Source organism: Pseudomonas sp. NY11955 (assembly GCF_048068035.1).
GTDB lineage: Bacteria > Pseudomonadota > Gammaproteobacteria > Pseudomonadales > Pseudomonadaceae > Aquipseudomonas.
The window spans coordinates 226,628-249,138 of sequence record NZ_JBLUPS010000001.1; the positions used below are offsets into that span (position 1 = coordinate 226,628).

The following is a 22,511-nucleotide window of genomic DNA, read 5'->3' on the forward strand; positions in this document are numbered from 1 at the left end:
TCTGCTACCATGGCGCCCTGCCCGAAAGCGACGAGCGCCGACATGTCCGACCCCCGCCCCACCCAGCCCGAACTGGCCCGCTTCAATCAGCACTTTGCCGAACGCATCGTGCCGCTGTGGCAAGGCCCAGGCTGGAACGCCGACATGGCCCTGCCCTACGAAGCGCTGGACGCCCAGCACCAGCCATTGCCGGTGCAGCGCTACCGGGCCATGGCCTGTGCCCGTCAGCTGTACCTGTTCAGCAGCCGTATCGGGCAACCGGGCGCCGCAGAGCGTGCGGCAGCCCTGTTCCGCTCGCTGCAAAAGCACTTCCACGACGCCGAGCACGGTGGCTGGTTCTACAGCATCGACGCCCAAGGCAAGCCGCTGGACCGGCGCAAGGACCTGTACACCCACGCCTTCATCGTGTTCGCCTGCGCGCACTACTGGGGCCAGGTGCGCGAAAGCCTGGTGGAATCCACGTTGAATGCCGCGCTGGACATCATCGACCAGCAGTTCGCCCGTGACGATGGCCTGTACGAAGCCAGCCTGGACGAAGACTGGGCCGACCTCGGCAGTGGGCCGCTGCAAAACCCGCAAATGCACCTGGCCGAAGCGTTCCTGCAGGTTCTGGCAGTGCGTGACGACGAACATGCCCGCCAGTCGCTGCTGCAACTGTGCGAGGCGCTTGAGGCGCACTTCATCGAACCGGCCCATGGCCTGATGCTGGAGAAGCCACGCGGGGCTGTGGATAACTGGTTCGAGCCGGGGCACCAGTTCGAGTGGTTCTACCTGCTGCACACCTCGCCGCTGCTGCGTGACACGCCGCTGCATGCGTCCATCGACCGGGCTTTCGGCTTTGCCGAGCAGTTCGGGGTGAAAGGTGCGGCGGTGTTGGCGATGCTCGATGTGGATGGCAATGTGATCGACGCTACCCAGCGGATCTGGGCTCAGGCGGAGTATCTGCGCGCGCTCGGGTTGCGCTCGGCGAGCGACGCGAAGCTGGTAGACCAGCTGCAGGCGCTTGAAACGCGGTTCTTGCGCGAAGCGGGTTGGTATGAGTGCCGGGATGGTGAAGGGGCGGTCAGTCGGCATGATATGCCCTCTACCACGCCCTACCATTTGGCGACCTGCCTGGAAGGGTTGCAGCGCCTGGGCTGACGCATTCGCGGGCATGCCCGCTCCCACAACCTCAAGGCATGCGCAATCCCTGTGGGAGCGGGCATGCCCGCGAAGAGGCCGGCACAAGCAGCACAAGACAGTTGCTCCCACAGGGCTCGCGCAGTAATTGTGGGAGCGGGCGTGCCCGCGAATAGGCCCTTGGATCAGCCCTTGGCCGACCGGTCGATGGAGAACCCTGCCCAGTCCTGGCTCACAGGCATCAGCTCCAGGCTGTTGATGTTGATGTGCGCCGGCTGGTTGAGGATCCAGAAGATGGTCTCGGCAATGTCCTGTGGCTGGATCGGCTCGGCACCTGCGTAGGTGGCATCGTACTTGGCCTGGTCACCACCAAAACGCACCAACGAGAACTCGCTCTCGCACAGACCCGGTTCGATGTTGCTCACACGCACGCCAGTCCCGCGCAGGTCGCAGCGCAGGCTCAGCGAAAACTGGCCGACGAAAGCCTTGGTGCCGCCATACACGTTGCTGCCCGGATACGGGTAGTTGCCCGCCACGGACCCTACGTTGAGGATCGACGCGCCGCGGCCGTGGGCGATCAGCCGAGGCAACAGCAAGCGGGTGGTGTACATCAAGCCCTTGATGTTGGTGTCGACCATGGTTTCCCAGTCGTCCAGGCTGCAGTTTTGCGCCGCATCCACACCCAGCGCCAGGCCGGCGTTGTTGACCAGGCCGCGAATTTTTTCGAACCCAGCCGGTAGATTGGCGATGGCCTGCTCCATGGCCTTGCGATCACGCACATCAAGCACCAGGCCGTGCACTTCGGTCTTGGCCGACAGTTCGGCGCACAGGGCGTCCAGGCGCTCTTTGCGGCGGCCAGTGAGCACCAGCTTCCAGCCCGCTTCGGCGAAGCGGCGGGCGGTGGCTTCGCCAAAACCGGAAGTCGCGCCAGTGATGAATACGGTGGACGTCATGCTCTGTTCCTCGGGGTAGGTTGTCATGGCAGCTTTGCAGCATGCCCGCGCCAGGCGCTGGCAGCAAGCCGTTCAGGGTGCTGTTCATTTTTTGTTCATACCTGCCAAACCCTTGTGTCAGAGGGCTCACCGCCAGGTATGCGCATGTTATCCACAGGGCTTTCCCCACAGATTGGGGGCAACTTGTCCACCGTGCGGAACCCATTCAGCGGTCTGTGGTCTGTGGATATCTTTTCAGTGATGGCGCAAGGCTTTCAATTATGCCGCCTGCAGCGGTCTGTCCAAGGTTTTTGCACAGAGTTATCCACAAGCATTCCGCAGGCTTGAAGATAGCCACAGGCCTTTGAAAAACCTGGGAAAATCATCCACGAACGAGATGTGATCAAAAAACGACCACGTCGCTGCAAGGCTTGGTATCAAAGGGCTTGAGCAAGATGCCACCATGTTTTCCACAGGCGGTTCCACATTATCCGTGGAAAAGATCCGCCCTGTGGAAACAATGGCTTGCGAGAAGATACTGGGGTGTGCGGGGCGTGATGCGCGACAAGTTGTCCACATTGATGATGGGGCTGCTTTGCAGCCCCGGATGCAACTCAGTGCCCGCCAAGATAAGCGTTACGCACTTCCTCGTTGACCAGCAGCTCCTGCCCGGTCCCGGTCATGCGAATCTGCCCGTTGACCATCACATATGCCCGATCCGACAGTTTCAGTGCATGGTTGGCATTCTGCTCGACCAGAAAAATGGTCATCCCGGTCTTGGCCAGCTCGCGCAGGGTCGAGAAGATCTGCTTGACCACGATCGGCGCCAGCCCCAGCGATGGCTCGTCCAGCAACAGCAACTTTGGCCGGCTCATCAGCGCCCGAGCAATCGCCAACATTTGCTGCTCGCCACCTGACATGGTCATCGCCCGCTGGTTGCGCCGCTCCTTCAAGCGCGGGAACAGCTCGTACATACGCTGCATGTCTTCGTCAGCATGCTTGTCGCCGATGGGGATGGTCCCCATCATCAGGTTTTCCTCCACGGTCATGTCCGGAAACACCCGGCGCCCTTCCGGCGACTGGGCAATGCCGTTGGAGGCGATGTAGTGGGAAGACTTGCGGGTGATGTCGGTGCCGCGGTACACGATATGGCCGGAGGCCGCGCGCGGCTGGCCGAAAATCGACATCAGCAGGGTCGACTTGCCGGCACCGTTGGCACCGATCAGGCTGACCGTCTCGCCTTCGTTGATGTGCATCGAAACCTTTTTCAGCGCCTGGATCGGCCCGTAGAACACGTCCAGGTCCTTCAGTTCGAGAATGGGTGCACTCATACCAGTTCCTCTTCGTCTGCACCCAGGTAGGCGGCGATCACCGTCGGGTTGTGGCGGATGTCCTGCGGCGCGCCTTCGGCAATCACGTTGCCATGGTCCAGCACCACGATATGGTCGGAAATGCTCATGACCATGCCCATGTCGTGCTCGATCAGCACCACGGTGATGTCATGCTCGTCACGCAATACCCGGATCATGCGGCTGAGCGCCTCGGTTTCCTGCGGGTTCAGGCCCGCCGCCGGTTCGTCCAGGCAGATGATTTTCGGCCGTGTGCACATGGCCCGGGCAATCTCCAGGCGCCGCTGCTGGCCGTAGGACAACTCGCCGGCCAGACGGTTGGCACAGTCGACCAGGTCGACCACCTCCAGCCAGTAGAAGGCGTGGTCCAGGGCATCGCTTTCAGCCTTGCGATAGGCCTTGGTGTTGAGTACCCCGGCCAGCAGGTTGCGGTTGACCCACATGTGCTGGGCCACCAGCAGGTTCTCCACCACCGACATTTCCTTGAACAGGCGGATGTTCTGGAAGGTGCGGGCCAGGCCTGCGCGGTTGACCAGGTGGGTGCCGCCGAACATCTTGTAGTACATGCGATTGGCAAAGCGTGCAGGCGACACGAAGTCGGCCGCCTGGAAGCGCTCGCCGAGCAGCTGGATGACGTTGGTGTGGCTGCCGCGCACGTTCAGCTCGATACGCCCGCCACTGGCCTTGTAGAAGCCGGTCAGGCAGTTGAACACTGTGGTCTTGCCGGCGCCGTTGGGGCCGATCAGGGCGAAGATCTGGTTGCGCCGGACCTTCAGGCTGACATCGCTGAGCGCCTTGATGCCACCGAACTGCATCATCAGGTTGTCGACCGAGAGAATGATATCGTCGCTCATGGCGCCACTCCTTTACGCGGGGTCACACCGGTGCGGCTGATGCGGATCAGCCCACGCGGTCGCCAGATCATCATCAGCACCATCAGCACGCCGAACAGCAGCACCCGGTACTCGGAGAAGCTGCGCAGCAGCTCCGGCGCCACGGTCAGCACGAACGCCGCAATGACCACGCCCACGGTCGAACCCATGCCACCCAACACGACGATGGCGAGGATCAGCGCCGACTCGAAGAAGGTGAACGACGACGGGTTGACGAAGCCCTGGTAGGTGGCGAAGAACACCCCGGCCAGGCCGGCGGTGGAGGCACCCAAGGTAAACGCAGAAAGCTTGACCAGCACGTGGTTCAGGCCCATCGAACGGCAGGCGATTTCGTCTTCGCGCAGCGCTTCCCAGGCCCGGCCGACGGGCATGCGGGTCAGGCGGTGCTTGATGTACAGCACGGCCAGCACGACCAGGAACAGCACCGCGTAGATGAACACGAACTTGAGGTTGGCGTTGTACTCGAAGCCGAAGAACTCGTGGATCGGCACCCCGCCGTCCTTGGCCCGGCGGCCGAACTCCAGGCCGAAGAAGGTTGGCGAAGGCGCCGGCATGCCATTGGGGCCACCGGTGAACGACAGCCAGTTGTTCAGCACCAGGCGGATGATCTCGCCAAAGCCCAGGGTCACGATCGCCAGGTAGTCACCGTGCATCCGTAGCACCGGGAAGCCAAGGATGCACCCCGCCAGCGCCGCTGCGATGGCCGCCAGCGGCAGCACGCTCCAGAAGCCCAGGCCGAGGTACTGGTAACCCAGCGCCAGGCCGTAGGCGCCAATGGCATAGAACGCCACGTAGCCGAGGTCGAGCAGGCCGGCCAAGCCGACCACGATGTTCAGGCCAAGGCCCAGCAGTACGTAGATCAGGCCGAGGATGACCACGGTCAGCAGGTACTTGTTGGCGAAGATCGGGAAGACGATGGCGATCACGATCAGCGCAGGGATGATGTAGCGCAGGCGCGACTTGTAGTCCGGGGCATTCACATGCACGCCCGAGCCACCGCTGTCGAAGCCCTGGAGCATGCGCTGCCCAGGGGCGGTCTGCAGGAACAGGCTGAGCAGGAAGCGCCCGACCATCACACCGCCGACCAGCCAGGCCACGCGGCGCGGCTCGGCATTGAAGGTGTAGCCGTCGAGCACCACGCCAACGACCGGGCCAAACACGATAAGTGCCAGCAGGCCAGCGACGATCGTCTCCAGCAGGCTGCGTTTAAGGTCGAAACCCTTGGTTTCGCTAACAGAGGCAGTTTTGGCAACGGACATGTTCACACCTTAGCCACGAGCGGGCGACCCAGCAGGCCTTGTGGGCGGAAGATAAGGATCATCACCAGCAGCGAGAAGCTGAACACATCCTTGTAGTCGGAGTTGATCAGGCCGGAGAACAGCGACTCGGAAATACCCAGGATGATCCCGCCGAGCATGGCGCCAGGCAGCGAGCCGATACCACCGAGCACTGCGGCGGTGAATGCCTTGATACCGATGATGAAGCCGGCGTAGAAGTCGAAGGTGCCGTAGTTCATGGTGATCAGCACGCCGGCCAGGGCGGCCATCACTGCACCGATGACGAACACGTAGGAGATCACCCGGTCGGTGTTGATGCCCAGGATCGAGGCCATCTTGCGGTCTTGCTGGGTGGCACGGCACATGCGGCCGAGCTTGGTGTACTTGATCACGTAGGTGAGCAGGCCCATGCCGACGAAGGCTGCCACCAGGATGAAGATCTTGGTATAGGTCAGTTGCACGAAGCCGGTGCCGACTTCGATACGCATGGCCCCTTCCAGCAGGGTTGGCACGCCTTGCTGGCGGGCGCCCTGGCTGATCTGGGCGTAGTTTTGCAGGATCAGCGAAATGCCGATGGCACTGATCAGCGGCGCCAGGCGGGTGGAGTTACGCAGGGGTTTGTAGGCGATGCGCTCGATGGTGAAACCATAGACGCCCGTGACGACGACGGTGAACAACAGCGTGCCCAACATCAGTAGCGGGAACGACTCGACGCCGAAATAGGCCAGCAATGCCAGGCTGATTGCCGCGAGGTACGCGGAAATCATATACACCTCGCCGTGCGCGAAGTTGATCATGCCAATGATGCCATAGACCATTGTGTAGCCGATGGCGATCAGGCCATAGACCGACCCGAGGGTCAGGCCGTTGACCAGTTGCTGCAGGAAAATACCATCCATAACGCAATCTCACCTGATTGAGATTGCACGAGCGCCGACCACGGCGCGGGCCACCTGTGCGGGGCCCTCGCAGCGCAGAACTGTGCAGATCTACGAATAAAGACTGGTACCGCGGGGCTTGGGCCCGAGCATCAGCCCGGGCCGTGGGCCGTTGTTATTTTTGTTTTTCCAGCTGGTGGTATTTACCGGTCTTGTCCCACTGGTAGACCACATAGTCGGAGACGGTCAGGTCACCCTTGCTGTCCCATTTCTTCTCGCCCATGACGGTCTGCACCGGGTTGGCCTTGAGCCACTTGGCAGCGTCTTCGCCCTTGTTCGACTTGGCGCCGTTGAACGCGGCGGCCAGGGCCTGCAGCGAGGCGTAGGCATACAGGGTGTAGCCTTCAGGTTCGGTACCGGCCTTGCGGAACTCCTCCACCACCGCCTTGCTGTCTGGCAGCAGGCGCGGGTCGGCGCCGAAGGTCATGTACACGCCATCGACGTACTGCGCGCCGCCGGCGGTGGACACCAGTTCGTCGGTGACGATGCCGTCGTCGGACATGAACTTGACGTCCTTCAGGCCCTGCTCGCGCAGCTGGCGCACCAGCGGGCCGGCCTCTGGGTGCAGGCCACCGAAGTAGACCACGTCGGCGCCAGTGGAGCGGATCTTGGTGACCACGGCGCTGAAGTCTTTTTCGCCACGGGTCAGGCCTTCGTACAGCACCGGCTTCACGCCGCGTTTTTCCAGCTGCGCCTTGGTCGCGTCGGCCAGGCCCTGGCCGTAGGTGTCCTTGTCGTGCAGCACCGCGACTTTCTTGCCCTTGAGCACGTCGACGATGTAGTCGCCAGCGACGATGCCTTGCTGGTCGTCACGGCCGCACATACGGAACATGGCGCTCAGGCCGCGCTCGGTAACCTGTGGGTTGGTGGAGCCCGGCGTGATGGCGATGACACCCGCCTCGTCATACACCTCGGACGCCGGGATGGTGTTGGAGGAACAGAAGTGGCCGACCACGCCGATCACCTTGTCCTGATCCACCAGGCGGTTGGCCACGGCCACGGCCTGCTTCGGTTCACAGGCGTCATCGCCTTTGACCAGAACGATTTTCTCGCCGTTCACGCCACCGGCGGCGTTGATCTTGTCGGCCGCTGCCTGCGCACCTTTCATGTACTGCTCGCCAAACGCTGCGTTTGCCCCGGTCATGGGGCCCGCTACACCGATCTTGACGTCGGCCTGAACATACGAAGAAACACCCAGTGCCGTAGCTACGGCCAGAGCCAGGAAACCTTTCTTGTAAAACGTCTGCGACATGAGGTGGTGCTCCTAGAGTTTTTTTTGGTTGGCACTACAACTTCTCAGCCCTGTGCTCTGAGCAAGGGCCGTGCCATAGGTTTTGTATTCCGGGAAAACACACTGTGCAGGGTGCAGGCAGGCGACCGGCGGCCTTTTCTTTATTGAGCGTGCAACCGTCTGCCGCGCGGCAGGCGCCACCACACGTACAGACAAGGAGCAACCGCCTGGTGCCATCATTGCAACCTCGGCAAGTGTTTACGTGCAACCGCCCTGTAACAGCGGACGTCACCGAAGTGCACACCGCTGGTGCGCGACTGCTACAGGCGGCACCGTTTCAAGGCTAGCCGGTGCACGGAAAAACACCTCTGTTTTGGCTGTTCTGGCTTCTTCGCAGGCCGGAACAGGCACAACAAGGCCGAAAAGGCTGGCACAATATCGGCCATTCGCCGCTTCCGGAGCCCCCTTGATGAGCGAAAGCGCATTCGCCGAGCGCATCGTGCACAACCTGCTCGACACTGACTTCTACAAACTCACCATGATGCAGGGTGTGCTGCACAACTACCCGGACGCCGACGTCGAATGGGAATTTCGCTGCCGCAACGGCGAGGACCTGCGCCCCTACCTCGGCGAGATCCGCAACCAGCTCGAACTGCTGAGCGACCTCACCCTGGACGACGGCCAGCTGGCCTTCCTCGAACGCATCAGCTTTCTCAAGCCTGACTTCCTGCGCTTTCTGCGCCTGTTCCGCTTCAACTTGCGCTATGTGCGCATCGGCATTGAGAACGACCAACTGTTCCTGCGCCTGAAAGGCCCGTGGCTGCATGTGATCCTGTTCGAAGTGCCGCTGCTGGCCATCATCAGCGAAGTGCGCAACCGCCAGCTGCACCCGCACATGCGCCTGGCCGAGGCACGCGACCAGCTATACCGCAAGTTCGACTGGCTGCGCGCGCATGCCAGCGATGACGAACTGGCCGAGTTGCAAGTGGCGGACTTTGGCACCCGCCGGCGCTTCTCCAGCCGCGTGCAGGAAGAAGTGGTTCGCGTGTTGCGCGATGACTTTCCGGCGCGCTTCGTCGGCACCAGCAATGTCGACCTGGCATGGAAACTGGATATCAAGCCGCTGGGCACCATGGCCCATGAATGGATCATGGCCCACCAGCAGCTCGGCCCACGGCTGATCGACAGCCAGATCGCCGCGCTGGACTGCTGGGTGCGCGAGTACCGCGGCCTGCTCGGCATCGCCCTGACCGACTGCATCACCATGGATGCTTTCCTCGGCGATTTCGACCTGTACTTCGCCAAGCTGTTCGACGGCCTGCGCCACGACTCGGGCGAGCCGGTGGCCTGGGCGGAAAAGGCCATCGCCCACTACCAGCAACTGGGTATCGACCCGATGACCAAGACCCTGGTGTTTTCCGACGGCCTCAACCTGACCCGTTCGCTGGAAATCTTCCGCGCCCTGCGCGGTCGCATCAACGTCAGTTTTGGCATCGGCACCAACCTGACCTGCGACATACCGGGTGTGGCACCGATGAGCATCGTGCTTAAAATGACCGACTGCAATGGCGCGCCAGTGGCCAAGATCTCGGACGAAGCCGCCAAGACCCAGTGCCGCGACGAAAACTTCGTCGCCTATATGCGTCACGTATTCAAAGTCCCCAGCAAGGAGTAACCCATGCAAGCGGTTCAGCAAGAGATTGCCCAGGCGCTGAAGGTACAGCCGCCGTTCGCCGACGCTGCAGCGCTTGAGGCCGAAGTCGCCCGACGCGTGGCGTTCATCAAGGGCTGCCTGGCCAACGCCCGGCTCAAGACACTGGTGCTGGGCATCAGCGGCGGCGTCGACTCGCTGACCGCCGCCCTGCTCGCCCAGCGCGCCGTCAACGAACTGCGTGCCGAAACCGGCGACAAGGCCTACACCTTCATCGCCGTGCGCCTGCCGTACCAGGTGCAGCATGACGAGCATGACGCCCAGGCCTGCCTGGAAGTGATCAAGGCCGATGAAGTGCACACCGTGGACATTGCCCCGGCAGTACGGGCGCTGGCGGCTGAAGTGGTGGAGTTGAAGAACGGTTCGCCGACGTTGGTGGATTTCGTTGTCGGCAACGTCAAGGCACGCACGCGCATGGTCGCCCAGTACACCATCGCCGGCGCCCGCGCGGGTTTGGTGATCGGTACCGACCACGCCGCCGAGGCGGTGATGGGCTTCTTCACCAAGTTTGGTGATGGTGCCTGCGACCTGGCGCCGCTGAGCGGCCTAGTGAAGAACCAGGTACGGGCGATTGCGCGCAGTTTCGGTGCGCCGGAGTCACTGGTGGAGAAGGTGCCGACGGCCGACTTGGAAGACCTGGAGCCAGGCAAGCCGGACGAAGCGTCGCATGGCGTGACCTACCAGCAGATCGACGCCTTCCTGCATGGGCAGCCGGTTGACCAGGCAGCGTTCGACATCATCGTCGCCACCTACCGCAAGACCCAGCACAAGCGCGAACTGCCGTTCGCCCCGTAAAAGCTTCGCGGGCACGCCCGCTCCCACAGGTACACCACAGAAGCTGGATCTTGTGGGTTACCTGTGGGAGCGGGCGTGCCCGCGAATAGGCCCGAAAGCCCTACACCGGGATCATTACTTGACGATGACCTTGCCTTTCATCATCGAGATGTGGCCTGGGAAGGTGCAGAAGAAGCTGTAGTCACCACCGGCTTCCAGCTTGGAAGTGTCGAACTTCACTTCGGTTTCTTTTTCCGGTGCACCGATCATCGCAGTGTGGGCGATGATGTTGGCGTTATCTTCCTTCAGGTAGCCCTTTTCAATGCCCTGGCTCATGCCTTCGGTAGCAATGCCCTGCATATCGGCAGTCTTGCTGATCACCAGGTTGTGGCCCATGACGTTCTTCGGCAGGTTGCCGGAGTGGGTCAGTTTGACGGTGAATTCCTTGCAGCTCTTGTCGACGGTGAATTCCTTGGTGGTATAGGACATCTGGTCCGTCGATTCGACAGTTACCGAGCACTCGGCGGCGAAGACAGAGGCGCTGGCGAGGGTCAGCAGGGATACCGCTACAGCTTTCGCAAACATCATGAATCTCCTTGGCAGGGTTTTATCAATTGCGAGACTGCCTGAACCCGTTCATTCCCTTGCTGATATGGGTCAAGGGGGTGTCAAGAGGCCAGCCAGTAGAATTGTTCAATGGATTGTATACAACCAATCTAAGGGCACATCATGCCCTTTTATTGGAGGATGGGACAACCTCTCATTTAGGAGCAATACCAAATGCCCATCTCCAACTTCTTGAATAGCCTGCTTGCTGCCTACGCCCACGGTGCTACGGGGGCCATCTGCGAATTCTCCCGCCCGGAATGAACGCGGCCTTGGAAGCGACGGGCATGCGCCGTACCCTGTGCACCTAAGTGACAGGAGACAAGCAATGCCCGTACGTTCCGTTTGTGTGTTCTGCGGCGCCAGCATCGGCACCAACCCTGCCTACCGTGAAGCGGCCGTCGCGCTGGGCCAGTCCATTGCGCGTCGCGGCCTGACGCTGGTGTATGGCGGCGGCGCCGTGGGCCTGATGGGTGTGGTGGCCGACGCTGCCATGGCAGCAGGTGGCGAAGTGGTAGGGATCATTCCACAGAGCCTGCTGGACGCCGAAGTCGGCCACAAAGGCCTGACGCGCCTGGAAGTGGTCGATGGCATGCATGCGCGCAAGGCTCGCATGGCCGAGTTGAGCGATGCCTTTATCGCCCTGCCGGGTGGGCTGGGTACGCTGGAGGAATTGTTCGAGGTGTGGACCTGGGGGCAACTGGGCTATCACGCCAAACCGCTGGGGCTGCTCGATGTGAATGGCTTCTACGACAAACTGGGCGGGTTCCTCGACCATATCGTCGAAGAAGGCTTCGTGCGGCCGCAGCACCGGGCGATGTTGCTGCTGGCGCAGCAACCGGAGGAGCTGCTGGACGGGATGGAGCGCTTTGTTGCGCCGGTCGCGCCGAAGTGGGTCGACAAAAAACCGGATTGAAGCTGAGATTTTTGGGACCGCTTTGCGGTCCTTTCGCGGCACAAGGCCGCTCCTACAGAAAACCGCGATTTCTTGTAGGAGCGGCCTTGTGCCGCGAAAGGGCTGCATAGCAGCCCCAAAATCGATCAGTTAACGCGGAATGACAGGCTGGCGCGGCTTCTTGTTGCCCTTGCCGCCCTTGGCCGCTTCCTTGCGCTCCTTGGCCGCCTGCTGGTTACGCGCAAATGCTTCGGCCTTGGCCTTCTCGCGCTTGTCCCATGGCTTGCTGCCATCGCTGGCACGTGGCGGCAGGCCGGTGTGCTGGGTGAGGATCTTCTGGTCCTTGCCCACCTTGTGGCTACCCGCCGGGGTCGAGTTCTTGCGGCGCGCGCTCTGGTAGCTGTCGCTCTGCGGCTGGTGCAGCGGGATCAGCTGGTGCTTGCCCGGCCCGATCAGGTCGGCACGGCCCATGCGCTCCAGCGCTTCACGCAGCATCGGCCAGCCTTTCGGGTCGTGGTAGCGCAAGAACGCCTTGTGCAGGCGGCGCTGCTCGTCGCTCTTGACGATCTCCACCCCTTCGCTCTTGTAGGTCACCTTGCGCAGCGGGTTCTTGCCCGAGTGGTACATGGCCGTGGCCGAAGCCATCGGCGACGGGTAGAACGCCTGCACCTGGTCGGCGCGGAAGCCATTGCCCTTCAGCCACAGCGCCAGGTTCATCATGTCTTCGTCGGTGGTGCCCGGGTGCGCGGCGATGAAGTACGGAATCAGGTACTGTTCCTTGCCCGCTTCTTTCGAGAACTTCTCGAACATGCGCTTGAAGCGGTCGTAGGTGCCGATACCCGGCTTCATCATCTTGTCCAGCGGGCCGCGCTCGGTGTGCTCCGGGGCAATCTTCAGGTAACCGCCAACGTGGTGGGTCACCAGCTCCTTGACGTACTCCGGCGATTCCACCGCCAGGTCGTAACGCAGGCCGGAGGCGATCAGGATCTTCTTCACGCCCGGCAAGGCACGGGCCTTGCGGTACAGCTCGATCAGCGAGCTGTGGTCGGTGTTGAGGTTTTCGCAGATACCCGGGAACACACACGACGGCTTGCGGCAGTGCTTCTCGATGTCGTGGCTCTTGCAGGCGATGCGGTACATGTTGGCGGTTGGCCCGCCAAGGTCGGAGACCACGCCGGTGAAGCCCGGCACCTTGTCGCGCATCTCTTCGATCTCGTTCAGGATCGACTCGTGCGAACGGTTCTGGATGATGCGGCCTTCGTGCTCGGTGATCGAGCAGAAGGTGCAGCCACCGAAGCAGCCACGCATGATGTTCACCGAGAAACGGATCATCTCGTAGGCCGGGATGCGTTCCTTGCCATAGGCCGGGTGCGGCACACGGGCGTACGGCATGCCGAACACGTAGTCCATTTCTTCGGTGCTCATGGGGATGGGTGGCGGGTTGAACCACACATCCACTTCGCCGTGCTTCTGCACCAGGGCGCGGGCGTTGCCTGGGTTGGTTTCCAGGTGCAGCACGCGGTTGGCGTGGGCGTAAAGCACCGGGTCGTTACGCACCTTTTCGAACGACGGCAGGCGGATCACCGACTTTTCCCGGGTCACGCTCGGGCTGTCGAGAATCTGTACGACCTTGGCTTCGTTCGGGTCTTCCTGGTCGCCCTTGGCCTGCTCGATGGCGCAGGCCTGGGTGTCCTGGGTGTTCACGTACGGGTTGATGATCTTGTCGACGCGGCCTGGGCGGTCGATACGGGTAGAGTCGATTTCGTACCAGCCTTGCGGCGTGTCACGGCGCACGAACGCGGTGCCGCGCACGTCGGTGATGGTTTCGATCTTCTCGCCGTTGGACAGGCGCTGGGCCACTTCGACCACAGCGCGCTCGGCGTTGCCGAACAGCAGGATGTCGGCGCTGGCGTCGATCAGGATCGAATGGCGGACTTTGTCCTGCCAGTAGTCGTAGTGGGCGATGCGGCGCAGCGAAGCCTCGATGCCGCCGAGCACGATCGGCACATGCTTGTAGGCTTCCTTGCAGCGCTGGCTGTACACCAGGCTGGCGCGGTCCGGACGGCTGCCTGCCAGGCCACCTGGGGTGTAGGCGTCGTCGGAGCGGATCTTCTTGTCCGCGGTGTAGCGGTTGATCATCGAATCCATGTTGCCGGCGGCCACACCGAAGAACAGGTTCGGCTCGCCGAGCTTCATGAAGTCGTCTTTCGACTGCCAGTTCGGCTGGGCGATGATGCCTACGCGAAAGCCCTGGGCTTCCAGCAGGCGGCCGATGATGGCCATGCCGAACGACGGGTGGTCGACGTAGGCATCACCGGTCACGATGATGATGTCGCAGGAATCCCAGCCGAGCAGATCCATCTCCTCCCTGCTCATTGGCAGGAACGGTGCTGGCCCGAAGCATTCGGCCCAGTACTTGGGATAGTCGTAGAGTGGTTTGGCTGCTTGCATGTCAGTGACCGGTTCTGGTGTGCAGGGAAATCGCGGGCGCGGAATATAGCACAAATTTTGACCAAATCCGACTGGATTCGTGGGGATTGGTGGGCGGGGTGACGGCTGGGGGCGAGTCAGGTAGCGGGAGGGCCGCCATGTGTTCGCCGCAGCAGTTTCGGTGCCTATGAGATCGAGCGCCGCCCGCGCGGCGCTTCGCGGCACAAGGCCGCTCCCACATTTGTTGCAACGTGGCCATGCCTGTGGGAGAGGCGTTGTCAGCCTTGGTGCAAGGCTTGAGGCAGGTGGGGCGGCAGTGGTGGCAACCCAGAAATCCAGCCGGCCCTCCCAGGCTGACAACCATGGCCTGACAGGTTTGGCACGTTGCAACAAATGTGGGAGCGGCCTTGTGCCGCGAAGCGCCGCGCGGGCGGCGCTCGATCTCATAGGCACCGAAACTGCTGCGGCGAACACCTGGCAGCCTTCATGCCATATGAAGACAAGCCCTCAACGTCTCATCCCAACAGCCGGCGGCCGTCACTCGTCATCATCGAAGTTGTACATACCCGGCGCAAGGTTCTCGAAGCGGGTGTACTTGCCGATGAACGCCAAACGTACGAAGCCGATGGGGCCGTTACGCTGTTTACCGATGATGATTTCCGCCACGCCCTTGTGCTCGGTCTCGGGGTGGTACACCTCGTCGCGGTACACGAACATGATCACGTCGGCGTCCTGCTCGATTGCACCGGATTCACGCAAGTCGGAGTTCACGGGGCGTTTGTTCGGGCGCTGTTCCAGCGAGCGGTTCAGCTGCGACAGGGCGATGACCGGGCAGTTGAACTCCTTGGCCAGGGCCTTGAGCGAGCGGGAGATCTCGGAAATTTCGTTGGTACGGTTGTCACCCGCCGAGCCAGGGATCTGCATCAGCTGCAGGTAGTCGACCATGATCATGGCGATGTCGCCGTGCTCACGAGCCAGGCGGCGGGTACGCGCGCGCATTTCCGACGGGCTGATGCCGGCGGTGTCGTCAATGAACAATTTGCGGTCGTTGAGCAGGTTCACCGCCGAGGTCAGCCGAGGCCAGTCGTCGTCGTCCAGTTGGCCGGAACGCACCTTGGTCTGGTCGATACGCCCAAGGGACGAGAGCATACGCATGATCAGCGATTCACCTGGCATCTCAAGGGAGAACACCAGCACCGCCTTGTCGGTACGCAGCACGGCGTTTTCCACCAGGTTCATGGCGAACGTGGTCTTACCCATCGACGGACGACCGGCGACGATGATCAGGTCGGCAGCCTGCAGGCCGCTGGTCTTCTCGTCGAGGTCGGTGAAGCCGGTAGAGACACCGGTGATATCGCTGTCGGAGTTGAACAGCGTATCGATACGGTCGATGGCCATGGTCAACAGTTCGTTGACCCCCACCGGGCCGCCGGTCTTCGGCCGCGCCTCGGCGATCTGGAAGATCTGCCGTTCGGCATCGTCGAGAATCTCTTCGGCGTTGCGCCCTTGCGGGTTGAAGGCGTTGTCGGCGATGTCGGTGCTGATGCTGATCAGCTGGCGCAACGTGGCCCGCTCGCGAATGATCGCGGCGTAGGCCTTGATGTTGGCCACCGACGGGGTGTTCTTGGCCAGCTCGGCCAGGTACGCCAAGCCACCGATTTGCGAGGACAGCCCTTCCTTGTCCAATTGCTCGTGCAGGGTCACCACGTCGAATGGCTGGTTGGCGTCGGCCAACTTGTGCACGGCACGGAAGATCAGGCGGTGGTCATGCCGGTAGAAGTCGCCATCCGATACCTGGTCCAGCACCCGCTCCCAGGCGTTGTTGTCCAGCATCAGGCCACCGAGCACGGCCTGTTCGGCCTCGATGGAATGCGGCGGCACCTTCAGGGCTGCGGTTTGCAGGTCAAGCTGTTCGGAGGTGGTGATCTCGTTCATGGCCACGAAAGAATTCTGGAGGATGAAAAAGACAAAGGGCACGGCCTGTCGAAAACAGGACCGTGCCCGATGTTAACCGCCCGACTCACAAGGAGCCAGCCAGTTAGCGCAGCTTAGGCAGCTACGACGACCACACGTACGGTGGCTTCAACGTCGCTGTGCAGGTGCACGGCTACGTCGTATTCGCCAACCTGACGGATGGTGCCGTTCGGCAGACGAACTTCAGCTTTGGCCACTTCAACGCCGGAGGCGGTCAGGGCGTCAGCGATGTCGTGGGTGCCGATCGAACCGAACAGCTTGCCTTCGTCGCCAGCGGTGGCAGTGATGGTCACTTCCAGCTCGGCCAGTTGGGCAGCGCGGCTTTCAGCCGAAGCTTTCTTGTCAGCGGCTGCTTTTTCCAGCTCGGCGCGACGCTCTTCGAACGCGGCCAGGTTGGCGGCGTTGGCAACGGTGGCCTTGCCGAATGGCAGCAGGAAGTTACGGCCGTAACCAGCCTTAACTTTTACTTTGTCGCCCAGGTTGCCCAGGTTAGCGACTTTTTCCAGCAGGATCAGTTCCATTTGGTAAAACCTCTTAACTTTTAACCTTCACCGTTCGCGGAGTCATTCCCCTTGGGGGACTTGCGACCGCGAAAATCAATCAGGCTGTCGACAATGGCCAAAACCATCAGCAAGGGGTAAATCAGCTGCATGATCAGCGGTAGCGTCACGTACATCCCTACCAGCCAGAAACCGGCCAGTCGGCCCTGTGCCACCAGCCCGTGCATCAAGGCGATGCCGGCCAGCACCAGAACCAGGCTTGAGGCCGATGCCAGGATGATGAACTGCGGCCCGATAAACGGAGCCACCACCATCACTGCCACCAAGACCGCCATGGTCTGTTTCGGCAACTTCAGCGCGCGAAACTCGCGACCGAAGCCTCCAGGGTTGTACAACGCTGCCTGCCAATAGCGCGCCAGCACCAAGGCCAGCACACTGAACAATTGCACCGTCACTGCTGTGGAGGCGACCAGCACAGGGCGGATCAGCTCACCGGAAAGCACCGGTTGCCCTTCGATTTTCGGCATGGCTTCGGCAAACGCCTTGGCCAGCACATCGAAGGTTTGCGCCAGCGCCAGATCGAGCACGAGGCTGAAAGCCACGGCGAACACGGCACTGACCAGCAACACTCGGCTCCAGGGATGCTCGGCACGCAACAGGGCGGCCAAGGCCACAGCACCCGCAATCACCAAAAAGGTGATGGGATCGCCCATGACCCACACGGCCAGCCCGGCCAGCAGGCCGCCGGCGATGACCGTTGTAGCATCCTTGAACCCACGCCGCAGCAGCACAAGGCTGCAGGCAGCGGCACTCAACCAGAACAGCAGCGGCAGTACCGCGCTGATGACCACCACCAGGGTGGCCTGCACACGACCGCGCATGATGAAACTTGCTAACGCTCGCATGCTAATCCCTTACTGCTTGTCGACGACCCGGTCTCAGCGGCCGTGGCTGTCGGTGTAGGGCAGCAGGGCCAGGAAGCGGGCGCGCTTGATAGCGGTAGCCAGCTGACGCTGATAACGAGCTTTGGTACCGGTGATACGGCTTGGAACGATCTTGCCGGTTTCGGATACGTAAGCTTTCAGGGTGTTGAGATCTTTGAAGTCGATCTCTTTCACGTCTTCAGCAGTGAAGCGGCAGAATTTACGACGACGGAAGAAACGTGCCATTTAATAGGCTCCTCTAAAGGTCCGTGGATTACTCGTCAGCGTTATCGCTGGAGTCGCTGTCATTGCTGTCGTCGCCTTCGGCGGAGTCAGCATGCTCAGGACGCTCGCGACGCTCACGGCGCTCGCTGCGGTTCTCTTCAGCCTTCAGCATCTCGGACTGGCCGGTAACGGCTTCGTCGCGACGGATGACCAGGTTACGGATAACGGCATCGTTGTAGCGGAAGTTGTCTTCCAGCTCGGCCAGGGCCTTGCCGGTGCACTCAACGTTCAGCATCACGTAGTGAGCCTTGTGAACATTGTTGATTGCGTAGGCCAGTTGACGACGGCCCCAGTCTTCCAGGCGGTGGATCTTGCCACCATCTTCTTCGATCAGCTTGGTGTAACGCTCAACCATGCCGCCGACTTGCTCGCTCTGGTCCGGGTGAACCAGGAAGATGATTTCGTAATGACGCATGAATGCTCCTTACGGGTTAGTAGTCTGCCAGCGAATCTGGTCAGACAAGGAGTGAATGACACTGTATGTCTTGCACGGAGGGGAGGCACATGAGCGCCTGCCAGCTCGGCAAGGGGCGCAATTGTAGAGAAGGCGTGGCGCACAAGCAAGGTAATTGGCGAATATTTGAACAGCCTGAAACATATTCAGAATGTGCCACCCCCCATTCGCGGGCACGCCCGCTCCCACAGGTTCACTGCTGCCTTTGGCATTGCAGATTACCTGTGGGAGCGGGCGCGCCCGCGAAGAGGCAGGAACAGGCTGAGATCAGCGCTTGGCCTGACGCTGACGCACCGCTTCGAACAGGCAAACCCCGGTCGCCACCGACACGTTCAGGCTGCTGACGCTACCGCCCATCGGCAACTTCACCAGGAAATCGCAATGTTCGCGGGTCAGTCGGCGCATGCCCTTGCCTTCCGCGCCCATGATCATCACCAGTGGCCCGGTCAGGTCCTGCTGGTAGATCTCCTGCTCGGCCTCGCCAGCGGTACCCACTACCCACAGGCCACGCTGCTGCAGCTTTTCCAGGGTGCGCGCCAGGTTGGTCACGGCCACCAGCGGGATCACTTCCGCCGCGCCGCAGGCCACTTTGCGCACAACCGGCGTCAGCGTTGCGGACTTGTCCTTGGGCACGATCACTGCCGTGGCGCCGGCCGCATCGGCCGTGCGCAGGCAGGCGCCAAGGTTGTGCGGGTCGGTCACGCCATCGAGCACCAGGATCAGCGGCGGCGTCTCAGTGCGTTCGAGCAGCTCTTCGAGCATCAACTCGCCCCACACCTGGCTTGGGCTCACCTCGGCGACCACGCCCTGGTGCACGCCCTCTACCCAGGCATCCAGCTCACGGCGCTCGGCCTGGCCGACCGCCACGCGGTTTTCCGCGGCCAGCGCCAGCAGGGTTTCCAGGCGTGGCTCTCTGCGCCCTTCCGACAGCCAGATCTGCTTGACCCGCTTTGGATGGTGCTGCAGCAATGCCTGCACGGCGTGCACGCCGTAGATTTTTTCCAGCTGACTCATGACTTGCTCTTGCTCTTGCGTGGCGCGCCGGACTTCGGCGGGCCTTTACGGTGCTTGGTCGGTTTGCCGGACGACTTGCCGCCTTTCTCCGACTTGCTGCCAGCATTGCTGCGCGCATCGGTCATCAGGGCTTTCTTCATCTCGCGGCTTTTACGCACTTCAGCGTTACGCTGCACGGCATCCTTGGGGAAGTACGCCTCGGATGCTTCGCTTTTGCGGCTGCGCGGCTTGGGCGTGGCTTTCGCTTCGGTAACGGGCTGCTGCTCGGCCTTGTCGGCCACCGGCGCGGCGCCGCGCTGCTTGCGGCCGATCGGTGCGGCGAGGGTCTTGTCCGACACTTCGAAGTCGATCTTGCGCTCGTCCAGGTCGACACGCATGACCTTGACTTCGATGGTGTCGCCCAGGCGGAAGCTGCGCCCGGTACGCTCGCCGGACAGGCGATGGTGCACTGGGTCGAAGTGGTAGTAGTCGCCCGGCAGCGCACTGACGTGCACCAAGCCTTCTACATAGATATCGGTCAGTTCGACAAACAGGCCGAAGCCGGTCACCGCAGTGATAACACCCGGGAACGTCTCGCCCACGCGGTCCTTCATGAACTCGCACTTGAGCCAGTTGACCACGTCACGGGTGGCCTCGTCGGCCCGGCGCTCGGTCATCGAGCACTGCTCGCCGAGTTGCTCCAGGGTGTTTTCGTCGTACGGGTAGATACGCGCCTTGGGGATGCTCATGGCGCCGGCACGCTTGACGTGCGGGGTATCCACCTTGGAACGGATGATGCTGCGGATGGCGCGATGCACCAGCAGGTCCGGGTAACGGCGAATCGGCGAGGTGAAGTGGGTGTACGCCTCGTAGTTCAGGCCGAAGTGGCCGTTGTTCTCGGTGCTGTACACCGCCTGGCTCAGCGAGCGCAGCATGACGGTCTGGATCAGGTGGAAGTCCGGGCGCCCGGCGATGCTCGCCAGCAGGGCCTGGTAGTCCTTCGGCGACGGGTCCTTGCCCTTGTGCAGGCTCAGGCCCAGCTCGCCAAGGAAGGCGCGCAGTTTTTCCAGGCGCTCCGGCGGCGGGCCGTCGTGCACACGGTACAGGGCCGGCACGCCGTGCTTCTGCAGGAATTCGGCGGTGGCCACGTTGGCCGCCAGCATGCATTCCTCGATCAGCTTGTGGGCGTCATTGCGCACGGTCGGGCGGATTTCCGCGATCTTGCGCTGGTCACCGAAGATGATGCGGGTTTCCTGGGTTTCGAAGTCGATGGCGCCACGCGTGTGACGCGCATCCACCAGCACCTTGTACAGGTTGTACAGGTTCTTCAGGTCCGGCACGACCTCCTTGTACTCCTCGCGCAGCGCTTTGCCCTCACGGGTGCGCGCATGCTCGAGCATGCTGCTGACCTTGTTGTAGGTCAGGCGGGCGTGGGAGTGGATCACGCCTTCATAGAACTGGTAGTCGACCATCTGGCCAGCTTTGTTCATGGTCATTTCACAGACCATGGCCAACCGGTCGACGTGCGGGTTCAGCGAGCACAGGCCGTTGGACAGCTCCTCGGGGAGCATCGGCACCACGCGCTCGGGGAAGTACACCGAGTTGCCACGCTGCTGGGCTTCGACATCCAGGGCCGAGCCCAGGCGCACATAGCTGGACACGTCAGCGATGGCCACGTACAGGCGCCAGCCACCGGAGAACAGGCGCAGCTTGCCCAGCGGCTCGCAATAGACGGCATCGTCGAAGTCGCGGGCATCTTCACCGTCGATGGTGACGAACGGCAGGTGGCGCAGGTCGACACGCTTCTCTTTGTCCTTCTCCTCGACTTCGGAGCGGAACTTGCGCGCTTCCTTGACCACATCGGCGGGCCAGACGTGCGGAATGTCGTAGCTGCGCAGGGCAACATCGATTTCCATGCCCGGCGCCATGTAGTTGCCGATGACTTCGACCACGTCGCCTTGCGGCTGGAAGCGTGGGGTTGGCCAGTGGGTGATCTTGATCTCGACGAACTGGCCGATCTTCGCGCCACCATTACGCCCGGCGGTTACCAGCACTTCTTGCTGGATTTTCGGGTTGTCCGGGGTTACGTAACCAATGCCGCCTTCTTCGAAGTAGCGGCCGACCACGCTTTCATGGGCACGGGATATGACCTCGACCAGCACACCTTCGCGGCGGCCACGGCGATCGACGCCAGAAACGCGGGCCAGGCCGCGGTCACCGTCGAACACCAGGCGCATTTGCGACGGGCTGAGGAACAGGTCTTCGCTGCCGTCATCCGGGATAAGGAAGCCAAAGCCATCACGGTGGCCGGAGACGCGACCGCAGATCAGGTCCAGCTTGTCTACCGGGGCATAAGTGCCGCGCCGGGTATAGATAAGCTGGCCATCACGCTCCATGGCACGCAGGCGGCGGCGCAGGGCTTCGATCTGGTCTTCTTCATAGAGACCGAACTCTTTCGCCAGCTCCTCGCGCGCGGCGGGTTCGCCACGGTCGGCAAGGCGCTGCAGGATCAGCTCACGGCTGGGAATGGGGTTGTCGTATTTTTCCGCTTCGCGAGCGGCCTCGGGATCGAGGGATTGCCAATCGGCCATCAGAAGGGGTTCACCTTGGGGTATATAGATAGGAATTCTGGCATAGGCGTATTGAAACCGGAAATGTCTGCCTTGGACAGCCCCCGCCGCAGTGCATAGACAGCAGGAATAGGCCTGTGGAATCAACAAGTTGAATTTTTTGAAATTTTTTTTGATTGGGGGCTTTACAGCCTTGGGGAGCGTCCGTATAGTGCGCACCACAACGACGGACAACCCCGAAGTTGTAGTAGAGATGAACGGCGCTGTAAAGCATCTTGTAATCTCGAATGTGTGCCCAGGTGGCGGAATTGGTAGACGCGCTGGTTTCAGGTATCAGTGACCGCAAGGTCGTGGAAGTTCGAGTCTTCTCCTGGGCACCAAATATTTTCAAGTAACAGATGACCAAGGATCTGTTACTACTGTGTGAAAGCGAACGATAGTCGCCTTCTCCAGACGATGTAAAGCTTTGCCCAGGTGGCGGAATTGGTAGACGCGCTGGTTTCAGGTATCAGTGACTTAACGGTCGTGGAAGTTCGAGTCTTCTCCTGGGCACCATACAAAAACCCACTAGCATGCTAGTGGGTTTTTTCTTGCCTGCGTTTTTTGCATCCCTCCCCTTTCAGCCACAGGTGCAAGCCCGTTCCGACGGTTACACCA

19 protein-coding genes and 2 tRNA genes are annotated in these 22,511 nt (G+C 61.6%); 6 read left to right on the top strand and 15 right to left on the bottom strand.

All coding sequences use genetic code 11. From position 1 onward, the window contains the following. The first annotated feature begins 42 nt into the window (after positions 1-42). Positions 43-1,140 (top strand): AGE family epimerase/isomerase, encoded by a 1,098-nt coding sequence (locus ACNFBR_RS01025; protein ID WP_416733324.1) that lies wholly within the window; start codon positions 43-45, stop codon positions 1,138-1,140. A 164-nt stretch (positions 1,141-1,304) separates the two neighbouring features. Here the strand turns inward: ACNFBR_RS01025 and ACNFBR_RS01030 are convergent, their stop codons facing one another. From ACNFBR_RS01030 to ACNFBR_RS01055, 6 genes are all read right to left on the bottom strand, one after another. Beyond that, entirely contained in the window at positions 1,305-2,072 is a 768-nt protein-coding gene (locus ACNFBR_RS01030; RefSeq protein WP_012274433.1) for an SDR family oxidoreductase, read from the bottom strand. 593 nt (positions 2,073-2,665) lie between these two features. Further along, positions 2,666-3,382, bottom strand: coding sequence for an ABC transporter ATP-binding protein (locus tag ACNFBR_RS01035; RefSeq protein ID WP_004576969.1), 717 nt, complete (start codon positions 3,380-3,382; stop codon positions 2,666-2,668). After that, positions 3,379-4,254 (bottom strand): ATP-binding cassette domain-containing protein, encoded by an 876-nt coding sequence (locus ACNFBR_RS01040; RefSeq protein WP_010955466.1) that lies wholly within the window; start codon positions 4,252-4,254, stop codon positions 3,379-3,381. The genes ACNFBR_RS01035 and ACNFBR_RS01040 overlap by 4 nt, the downstream gene beginning before the upstream one ends. Next, positions 4,251-5,552: a high-affinity branched-chain amino acid ABC transporter permease LivM gene (gene livM, locus ACNFBR_RS01045; protein WP_416733325.1), complete on the bottom strand. Its 1,302-nt coding sequence runs from the start codon at positions 5,550-5,552 to the stop codon at positions 4,251-4,253. The genes ACNFBR_RS01040 and livM overlap by 4 nt, the downstream gene beginning before the upstream one ends. A gap of 2 nt (positions 5,553-5,554) precedes the next feature. Further along, on the bottom strand, positions 5,555-6,469 hold the full coding sequence (locus tag ACNFBR_RS01050) for an ABC transporter permease subunit (RefSeq protein ID WP_416733326.1): 915 nt from the start codon (positions 6,467-6,469) through the stop codon (positions 5,555-5,557). Between the two features lie 154 nt (positions 6,470-6,623). Further along, positions 6,624-7,760 carry a branched-chain amino acid ABC transporter substrate-binding protein gene (locus tag ACNFBR_RS01055; RefSeq protein WP_003249588.1) on the bottom strand — a complete coding sequence of 379 codons (1,137 nt, stop codon included), beginning with the start codon at positions 7,758-7,760 and terminating at the stop codon, positions 6,624-6,626. 448 nt (positions 7,761-8,208) lie between these two features. On the opposite strand from ACNFBR_RS01055, the gene pncB reads away from it, so the two are divergent. Together pncB and nadE are read left to right on the top strand one after the other, a co-directional pair. Further along, positions 8,209-9,414: a nicotinate phosphoribosyltransferase gene (gene pncB, locus ACNFBR_RS01060; protein WP_416733327.1), complete on the top strand. Its 1,206-nt coding sequence runs from the start codon at positions 8,209-8,211 to the stop codon at positions 9,412-9,414. 3 nt (positions 9,415-9,417) lie between these two features. After that, entirely contained in the window at positions 9,418-10,245 is an 828-nt protein-coding gene (gene nadE, locus ACNFBR_RS01065; RefSeq protein ID WP_346644209.1) for an ammonia-dependent NAD(+) synthetase, read from the top strand. A 114-nt stretch (positions 10,246-10,359) separates the two neighbouring features. Here the strand turns inward: nadE and azu are convergent, their stop codons facing one another. Then, positions 10,360-10,809 carry an azurin gene (azu, locus tag ACNFBR_RS01070; protein ID WP_008099951.1) on the bottom strand — a complete coding sequence of 150 codons (450 nt, stop codon included), beginning with the start codon at positions 10,807-10,809 and terminating at the stop codon, positions 10,360-10,362. A 349-nt stretch (positions 10,810-11,158) separates the two neighbouring features. Between azu and ACNFBR_RS01075 the strand changes: the two genes are divergently transcribed. After that, positions 11,159-11,746, top strand: coding sequence for a TIGR00730 family Rossman fold protein (locus ACNFBR_RS01075; protein ID WP_416733328.1), 588 nt, complete (start codon positions 11,159-11,161; stop codon positions 11,744-11,746). 129 nt (positions 11,747-11,875) lie between these two features. On the opposite strand, the gene ACNFBR_RS01080 is transcribed toward ACNFBR_RS01075, so the two are convergent. From ACNFBR_RS01080 to rnr, 8 genes are all read right to left on the bottom strand, one after another. Then, a complete protein-coding gene (locus ACNFBR_RS01080) occupies positions 11,876-14,176 on the bottom strand; it encodes a YgiQ family radical SAM protein (RefSeq protein WP_416733329.1) in 2,301 nt (766 codons plus the stop codon). A gap of 516 nt (positions 14,177-14,692) precedes the next feature. Continuing rightward, on the bottom strand, positions 14,693-16,090 hold the full coding sequence (dnaB, locus tag ACNFBR_RS01085) for a replicative DNA helicase (protein WP_416733330.1): 1,398 nt from the start codon (positions 16,088-16,090) through the stop codon (positions 14,693-14,695). 113 nt (positions 16,091-16,203) lie between these two features. Further along, positions 16,204-16,650, bottom strand: a complete 447-nt coding sequence (gene rplI, locus ACNFBR_RS01090; RefSeq protein WP_003249568.1) for a 50S ribosomal protein L9 — start codon at positions 16,648-16,650, stop codon at positions 16,204-16,206. A 20-nt stretch (positions 16,651-16,670) separates the two neighbouring features. After that, the gene (locus ACNFBR_RS01095) at positions 16,671-17,534 is read right to left on the bottom strand and encodes a hypothetical protein (protein WP_012274446.1); all 864 of its coding nucleotides are present in this window, start codon (positions 17,532-17,534) and stop codon (positions 16,671-16,673) included. Between the two features lie 33 nt (positions 17,535-17,567). Continuing rightward, positions 17,568-17,798: a 30S ribosomal protein S18 gene (gene rpsR / locus ACNFBR_RS01100; protein ID WP_003249563.1), complete on the bottom strand. Its 231-nt coding sequence runs from the start codon at positions 17,796-17,798 to the stop codon at positions 17,568-17,570. A gap of 28 nt (positions 17,799-17,826) precedes the next feature. Next, the gene (gene rpsF, locus ACNFBR_RS01105; protein WP_003249557.1) at positions 17,827-18,252 is read right to left on the bottom strand and encodes a 30S ribosomal protein S6; all 426 of its coding nucleotides are present in this window, start codon (positions 18,250-18,252) and stop codon (positions 17,827-17,829) included. A 306-nt stretch (positions 18,253-18,558) separates the two neighbouring features. Then, the gene (rlmB, locus tag ACNFBR_RS01110; protein ID WP_416733331.1) at positions 18,559-19,305 is read right to left on the bottom strand and encodes a 23S rRNA (guanosine(2251)-2'-O)-methyltransferase RlmB; all 747 of its coding nucleotides are present in this window, start codon (positions 19,303-19,305) and stop codon (positions 18,559-18,561) included. Further along, a complete protein-coding gene (rnr, locus tag ACNFBR_RS01115; RefSeq protein WP_416733332.1) occupies positions 19,302-21,875 on the bottom strand; it encodes a ribonuclease R in 2,574 nt (857 codons plus the stop codon). Before rnr ends, rlmB begins: the two co-directional genes overlap by 4 nt. 272 nt (positions 21,876-22,147) lie before the next feature. Here rnr and ACNFBR_RS01120 point away from each other — a divergent pair. Both ACNFBR_RS01120 and ACNFBR_RS01125 read left to right on the top strand, forming a co-directional pair. Then, a tRNA-Leu gene (locus tag ACNFBR_RS01120) sits at positions 22,148-22,234 on the top strand. An 88-nt stretch (positions 22,235-22,322) separates the two neighbouring features. Beyond that, positions 22,323-22,409: transfer RNA gene (locus ACNFBR_RS01125), tRNA-Leu, on the top strand. The last annotated feature ends 102 nt before the right edge of the window (positions 22,410-22,511 follow it).